6 protein-coding genes are annotated in these 6,861 nt (G+C 39.3%); 1 reads left to right on the top strand and 5 read right to left on the bottom strand.

The features are described 5' to 3' along the window. Positions 1 to 518: 518 nt before the first annotated feature. A complete protein-coding gene (gene dapA / locus LPH68_RS25075) occupies positions 519 to 1,412 on the bottom strand; it encodes a 4-hydroxy-tetrahydrodipicolinate synthase (protein WP_004312921.1) in 894 nt (297 codons plus the stop codon). Between the two features lie 59 nt (positions 1,413 to 1,471). Further along, positions 1,472 to 3,472, bottom strand: coding sequence for an NAD-dependent DNA ligase LigA (gene ligA, locus LPH68_RS25070; RefSeq protein ID WP_151923723.1), 2,001 nt, complete (start codon positions 3,470 to 3,472; stop codon positions 1,472 to 1,474). 75 nt (positions 3,473 to 3,547) lie between these two features. On the opposite strand from ligA, the gene trmD reads away from it, so the two are divergent. Further along, positions 3,548 to 4,225 carry a tRNA (guanosine(37)-N1)-methyltransferase TrmD gene (trmD, locus tag LPH68_RS25065; protein WP_151923722.1) on the top strand — a complete coding sequence of 226 codons (678 nt, stop codon included), beginning with the start codon at positions 3,548 to 3,550 and terminating at the stop codon, positions 4,223 to 4,225. Between the two features lie 216 nt (positions 4,226 to 4,441). Here the strand turns inward: trmD and LPH68_RS25060 are convergent, their stop codons facing one another. The 3 genes from LPH68_RS25060 to LPH68_RS25050 all read right to left on the bottom strand — a co-directional run bounded on the left by LPH68_RS25060 (position 4,442) and on the right by LPH68_RS25050 (position 6,664). After that, positions 4,442 to 5,353, bottom strand: a complete 912-nt coding sequence (locus tag LPH68_RS25060) for a dihydroorotate dehydrogenase (protein WP_151923721.1) — start codon at positions 5,351 to 5,353, stop codon at positions 4,442 to 4,444. Further along, the gene (locus LPH68_RS25055) at positions 5,341 to 6,117 is read right to left on the bottom strand and encodes a dihydroorotate dehydrogenase electron transfer subunit (RefSeq protein ID WP_004312917.1); all 777 of its coding nucleotides are present in this window, start codon (positions 6,115 to 6,117) and stop codon (positions 5,341 to 5,343) included. The genes LPH68_RS25060 and LPH68_RS25055 overlap by 13 nt, the downstream gene beginning before the upstream one ends. Before the next feature lie 76 nt (positions 6,118 to 6,193). Next, a complete protein-coding gene (locus LPH68_RS25050; RefSeq protein WP_151923720.1) occupies positions 6,194 to 6,664 on the bottom strand; it encodes a helix-turn-helix domain-containing protein in 471 nt (156 codons plus the stop codon). Positions 6,665 to 6,861 lie beyond the last annotated feature (197 nt).

Here is a 6,861-nt window from a genome sequence, read left to right as displayed (position 1 = left end):
TTCCTTTTTAGGCTAGCAAAGGTATATGCATGAAGGGAATTGACTAAACTTAATCCCCCAAGAATTACAACTGAGCCCTTTTCCATTCAGCTATTTTATATCCCGGCTCGATATTAGAAAAGAAACATGTGGTAGGTTATTTTTTTATCGAACTGATTTATAAAACAAATATGTTCCATTGAAAAAGAAAGAAAAAGCATAGCTTTCGATAGGCTAAAGCTATGCTTTTCTATGTCTAAAGCGCCGCTTTACAGAACAAAAACAACCTATATCATCTACGCAAGCTTAGAGGATAACGCAAAATATAATCCACCACAACAAACAACAGCTTTTAAGAAGCTCCTTCATCTCTAAATTCCTTATTATAGCTATTCAGAAGAAAGATAAAGGAGAGAATAAAAATAAAAAAATCATAGGCTGATTTAAAATAAATATCCCAATGATTGAATTCAATCATTGGGATATTTATTTTAAACACTTCGATGTTTATTAAACTAGTCAAGAGCCCATCTTTTTTTTCAGCATTTAATATTCAATTCATTCAAAACCTTACGTATTGCCTCAAATGTAGTAATACGAGTGGGAACCAGCGGCAAACGAAGCTTGTTCTCGATCATACCCATCGCATTTAACATTGATTTTACGCCTGCCGGATTTCCATCGACAAATAGCAAGTTAAATAATTCCGTAAACCGATGATGAATAGTCAACGCATTGGCAAAGTCTCCTTGAAGCGCCAAACGTGTCATGCGACTAAATTCACGAGGAAAAGCATTACCAATCACCGAAATCACACCAACAGCACCCAATGTTATGAGAGGAAAGGTAATACCATCATCTCCAGAGATTACATTAAAGTTTTCCGGTTTATTTTTAATAATATCATCCATTTGCGTGATATTGCCGGATGCTTCTTTAATAGCAACTACGTTATTGAAATCACGGGCAATCCGTAACGTAGTTTCAGCAGTCATATTTACTCCCGTACGTCCCGGAACATTATACAATACGATGGGGAGCTCCGTAGCTTCCGCAATCGCTTTATAATGCTGATAAATACCTTCTTGAGAAGGTTTATTATAATATGGCACCACAGACAATATCGCATCAACCCCTGTAAAATCATCGTTTTTCAATGTTTCTACAATAGCGCGAGTATTATTACCACCTACACCCAACAGAATAGGAATTCTTCCGTTGACGCGGTCAATCACCATCTTTTTTATAGTTTTCTTTTCTTCCTCGGTCAGAGTCGGTGTTTCAGCTGTAGTTCCCAGCACACACAAGAAATCCGCATTATTCTGCAATAGATAGTCCACCATACGCATCAACGCGTCATAGTCAACGCTCTCATCCTCTTTGAAAGGAGTAATCAGTGCTACCCCCATTCCTTTCAATTTAGTCTGTATCATGAGTTTTAATTATAATCTCTAATTTATTTAGCCGCAAAAGTACGAATATTTTTCTTATCTTACGATATAAGTTTCAGAAATTCGTCTTCGCTTAATATGGTTATTCCAAGTTTTTTTGCTTTTTCGAGCTTTGCAGGTCCCATATTATCTCCAGCCAGTATAAAACTCGTTTTCGCGGAAATGCTTCCAACATTTTTCCCTCCGTTTTTCTCGATAAGTTCCTTATATTCGTCACGCGAGTGATGGATAAACACACCGCTGATAACAATAGACTGCCCTGCCAACTTATCAGTGTATCCACTCAAATCTTCCTCTGTGCGATAAAGTTGCAATCCAGCCTCCTTTAGCCTGTTAACCAACTCACGATTAGACTCATTAGCAAAATAAGCAAGTATACTTTGAGCTATTTTTTCTCCGATTTCATCGATACTTACCAATTTTTCAAGATCTGCCTGCTGTAAATCATCGATATTCTCAAACGACTTCGCAATCTTCTTAGCCACAGTCTCACCAACAAAGCGGATTCCTAAAGCAAAGATTACACGCTCGAAAGGAACTGTTTTACTTTGCGCAATTCCCGTTACGATATTCTCTGCCGATTTTTCACCCATACGATCCAAACCTTTGATATCATCAGCTGTAAGTTTATACAAGTCGGCCGTATTTTCAATTAATCCCAAGCGATAGAACATATCCACCGTTTCCGGCCCTAATCCATCAATATTCATAGCCTTTCGACTAATAAAATGCTCTATTTTGCCTTTGATTTGAGGAGGACACGCTGTTTCATTCGGACAATAATGAGCAGCCTCCCCTTCATACCTGACTAATTTACTGCCACATTCGGGACAATTAACGATGAACCGAACCTTCTCGCCAAGCATAAAACTACGTGCATCTTTATCAACCCCTGTAATCTTAGGAATAATTTCACCGCCTTTTTCTACATAAACCATGTCTCCAATATGCAAATCAAGCCCCTCGATAATATCCGCATTGTGCAAGGACGCACGTTTTACAACCGTTCCTGAAAGCTGCACAGGATCCAGATTAGCTACTGGTGTGACAGCTCCGGTTCTTCCTACCTGATAAGTCACCTTATTCAAACGGGTCAACGCACGTTCTGCCTGAAATTTATAAGCAATAGCCCATCGAGGAGATTTAGCCGTAAATCCCAAATTCTTCTGCTGCCTCAAACTGTTCACCTTTAAAACAATCCCATCTGTGGCAACCGGCAGATTTTTACGCTCTACATCCCAATAATTGATAAATTCAAAAACCTCCTCTAATGTCTGGCACTTGCGTGTCAAATCAGAAATTTTAAAGCCCCATTTTGCCGCTTCCTGAAGATTTTCATAATGTCCGTCACAAGGCAGGTTATCACCCAGCAAATAATACAAATAAGCATCCAGTTTGCGGGAAGCCACAATAGAAGAATTCTGCAACTTCAATGTGCCAGAAGCCGCATTTCTCGGATTGGCAAAAAGCGGCTCTTCACGCGCTTCTTTCTCTCGATTCAACTCTTCAAACACTTCCCATGGCATAAGAATTTCTCCACGTATCTCAAAAGAGGCAGGATAATTATCACCATGCAATACAAGCGGAATAGAACGGATCGTTTTCACATTATCCGTCACATCATCCCCCTTTTCTCCATCCCCACGGGTGACGGCACGAACCAACTTTCCATCTTCATAAGTCAGCGAAATAGAAGTACCGTCATATTTCATTTCACAACAAATCTCGAAATCTTCATTCAATGCCTTACGGACACGGTCGTAGAAGTCCATCACTTCCGCTTCCGAATATGTATTTGCCAGTGACAACATAGGATATTTATGAGCCACTTGCGTGAAATTCTTGTTTAAATCGCTACCTACACGCATCGTAGGCGAATTTTCATCTTTATATTCCGGATGTGCCTGTTCCAAATCCTGAAGTTCACGCATCTTGTCGTCAAACTCTTTATCCGAGATTTCAGGAGCATTCAACACATAATAATTATAATTATGCCGGTGAAGTTCGGCACGCAATTCCTCTATTTTTTCCTTTATATCCATATTTCTTCGATTGTTTAAGGCAAAAATACATGTTTATCTTTGAATATTTGTACTTTTGCGAAAAATTAAAAGATTATGCGTATTGATATTATAACAGTTTTACCCGAAATGATTGAAGGTTTCTTCAATTGTTCTATCATGAAACGAGCTCAAGATAAAGGACTTGCAGAGATACATATTCACAATCTACGTGATTATACCGAAGATAAATATCGCCGTGTCGATGATTATCCTTTTGGAGGTTTTGCCGGAATGGTTATGAAAATAGAACCCATTGAGCGTTGCATCAATGCTCTGAAGGCAGAATGCGACTACGATGAAGTTATTTTCACGACCCCTGACGGAGAACAGTTCAACCAGCCGATGGCCAACAGCCTCTCGTTGGCACAGAACCTCATTATTCTTTGCGGACATTTCAAAGGTATCGATTACCGCATCCGCGAACACCTGATTACTAAAGAAATCAGCATTGGAGATTACGTATTAACAGGAGGAGAATTGGCAGCAGCGGTGATGGCGGACGCCATCGTACGTATCATCCCCGGAGTCATTTCTGATGAACAGTCCGCACTTTCCGATTCTTTCCAGGATAATTTGCTGGCAGCACCTGTATATACACGACCTGCGGATTATAAAGGATGGAAAGTTCCCGATATTCTATTATCCGGTCATGAAGCAAAGATCAAAGAATGGGAGCTGCAACAATCCTTGGAACGTACCAGAAAACTTCGTCCCGACTTATTGGGAGAATAAAATAAAGTGTAAAAAAACACGACGGTGAAGAATATGTAAATCCTCACCGTCGTGTTTTTTTTGCCTTCAGTTTATAAAGATCTTGCTGATAGCTAATCGTTAAACACAGACTTATTTTTCATCCGCTGTTTCCAGCCTGCTTATTCTTCCTTTATTCAAAAGAAAAATAGCATTTTTCTCGCAGACTTAGTGCGAATGGTTATTGTGTGTTTTCAATTACACCTCAAGCGCACCAATAATTTCCTTTACAGACTTACATCCGTGTCTTTCCAAGTAATTATTTATACCATCTTCCACTTTAACAGTAACAGCGGGATCTATGAAATTTGCCGTACCAATCTGGATAGCTGTCGCACCTGCAAGCATGAATTCGACAGCATCTCTCCAGTCCATAATACCCCCTAAACCAATGACAGGAATATTTACCGCCTTAGCAACTTGCCATACCATACGCAATGCGATAGGTTTTACGGCCGCTCCCGACATTCCTCCTGTTATCGTTGATAAAATAGGGCGTTTACGTTCCGCATCAATCGCCATACCCAGCAATGTATTGATTAATGACACGCTATCTGCACCACTTTCTTCTGCCGCGCGAGCTATTTCGGTGATATCCGTAACGTTTGGGGAGAGTTTTACGATAAGTGTCTTTTTGTAAGCAGAACGCACTGCTTTCACTACTTCTGATGCCCCTTTTGCTGACACACCAAAAGCCATACCTCCTTGCTTCACATTGGGGCAAGAGATGTTTAGTTCTATAGCAGGAATTTTGTCAAGTTCATTAATGATTTCAGCCGTTTTCACATAATCTTCGATAGCAGACCCCGAAACGTTTACAATCATATTCGTTTGAATCTCTTTTATACGGGGATATATATGCTCTACGAAGTAGTCAACACCCTTATTTTGCAGTCCTACAGCGTTTAACATCCCAGAAGGAGTCTCTGCCATACGCGGATAAGGATTCCCTTCACGTTTGTGAAGAGTCGTCCCTTTTACAATAATACCACCTATTCGCGTTATATCAATAAAATCAGAGAACTCTTCACCATATCCAAATGTACCGGATGCCGTCATTACCGGGTTCTTCATTTGTAATTCACCAATGTTTACACTCAAATCTGCCATAGTAGTTTATTTATATTAAAAACAGGACCTTCTTTACATACACACAAGTGACCTTCTGTCGTATTTTCCACACAGCACAAGCATGCTCCGATACCACAAGCCATTGTATTTTCCAAAGAAACTTCACATTCTATCTGATTACTTTTGGCATATTTTGCCACAGCCACCATCATTGGTTTAGGACCACAAGTGTAAATCTGCTCAAATCGTACCTTATTTAATATAGAATGTTGAGTTACGTATCCTTTTTCGCCATGGCTACCATCCTCCGTAGTAGTATACACCTCTCCATATTTGGCAAACTCTTCCAACTGCAACAAATCTTTGTCGCTACGGGCACCTAACAAGAACGTAGGTTTGTGGCCTTTTTTAGCCAATTGTTCACCTAAATACAACATGGGAGCTGTTCCGACACCTCCACCAACTAATAAGAGCTTATCAGAAGCCTCTTGAGGCATTGTGTATGCATTTCCCAGCGGAAGCACCACATTAATTGTATCACCAGAATTAGCCTCTGCCAGACGTCTTGTTCCATCACCAACCAGCTGGATCAGAAACCAGACCTCATTTCGCTGTTTATCTACAAAATTAATAGAAATAGGACGACGCAAGAATGTAGTAGGCGAACCGTCCACCCGGATTTCTGCAAACTGCCCAGGTAACATTTCGGGCAGTAATGACTGAGACGTCAATTTTAGCAATACATAGTTTGCATTCAATCTGATATTCTCGGTCACTGTCAGATCTAAAATAAATTTCTTCATGTATGGATATAAAAGTATAAATTCGTATTCCGGGTGCAAAGATACAGGAAATTGCTCAAACCACCGATTTTACTCTTTATTTTTCAGGCCTAAACGTCTCATAGGTATTATCATCGAAAAATATTCTTATTTCTGTGATTTTCCTGGCAGGCTTTTCTATATACCTAATCTCTTGTTTTACAATCTCTTTAGGGGTATTTTCAGCGTTTCTTAATGGCATTTCCTTGCGATTTTCCGGAATAGCCGGCTCTTTGGACGAATTTATGAGATTCTCGTCGAATAAAGAAGGCAGATAATCGCTATTAGAAGAAGAAAAAGATGTCTCTTCTTCAGATACCACCATTTCGCCCTTTCCATAAAGCAACCATTCAAGATTTACATAGTCATACTTTTGATGAACCTTCATTACGACCTCTAAACTGGGTTTATTCCGATCATTTAAAATATGAGAGAGAGTAGATTGTTGTACTCCGATTGTTTCAGCAAAAACTCTAGGAGGAACTTTTTCTCTCTCCATTATCATTCTGATTCTGTCTTTTATTTCCATACTACCTTCTTTTTATTACAATTGTATGTGTTATGCACCTAATTCACAAAAATACATATTACATCATTGATTATACAAAGGTAAATATTTAGATTCACAAAAGCAAATTACAAATATAAAAATATTAATATCACAAAAATATACCACTCTATACCTGTCTCTTATACACATCTCCGAGCCCACGAGACCATGGCTAA

The sequence above is a fragment of the Bacteroides sp. 1_1_30 genome, assembly GCF_020982715.1.
Classification (GTDB): Bacteria; Bacteroidota; Bacteroidia; order Bacteroidales; family Bacteroidaceae; genus Bacteroides; species Bacteroides xylanisolvens.
The sequence above is the reverse complement of the archived record's forward strand: the minus strand, read 5'-3'. Positions and strand labels throughout refer to the sequence as shown.

Bases quoted from the DNA above. Each gene is read 5' to 3' on its own strand.
- LPH68_RS25055 (WP_004312917.1), bottom strand. From the start codon at position 6,117: ATGAAGAAATTTATTTTAGATCTGACAGTGACCGAGAATATCAGATTG.
- ligA (WP_151923723.1), bottom strand. From the start codon at position 3,472: ATGGATATAAAGGAAAAAATAGAGGAATTGCGTGCCGAACTTCACCGG.
- trmD (WP_151923722.1), top strand. From the start codon at position 3,548: ATGCGTATTGATATTATAACAGTTTTACCCGAAATGATTGAAGGTTTC.
- dapA (WP_004312921.1), bottom strand. From the start codon at position 1,412: ATGATACAGACTAAATTGAAAGGAATGGGGGTAGCACTGATTACTCCT.
- LPH68_RS25060 (WP_151923721.1), bottom strand. From the start codon at position 5,353: ATGGCAGATTTGAGTGTAAACATTGGTGAATTACAAATGAAGAACCCG.
- LPH68_RS25050 (WP_151923720.1), bottom strand. From the start codon at position 6,664: ATGGAAATAAAAGACAGAATCAGAATGATAATGGAGAGAGAAAAAGTT.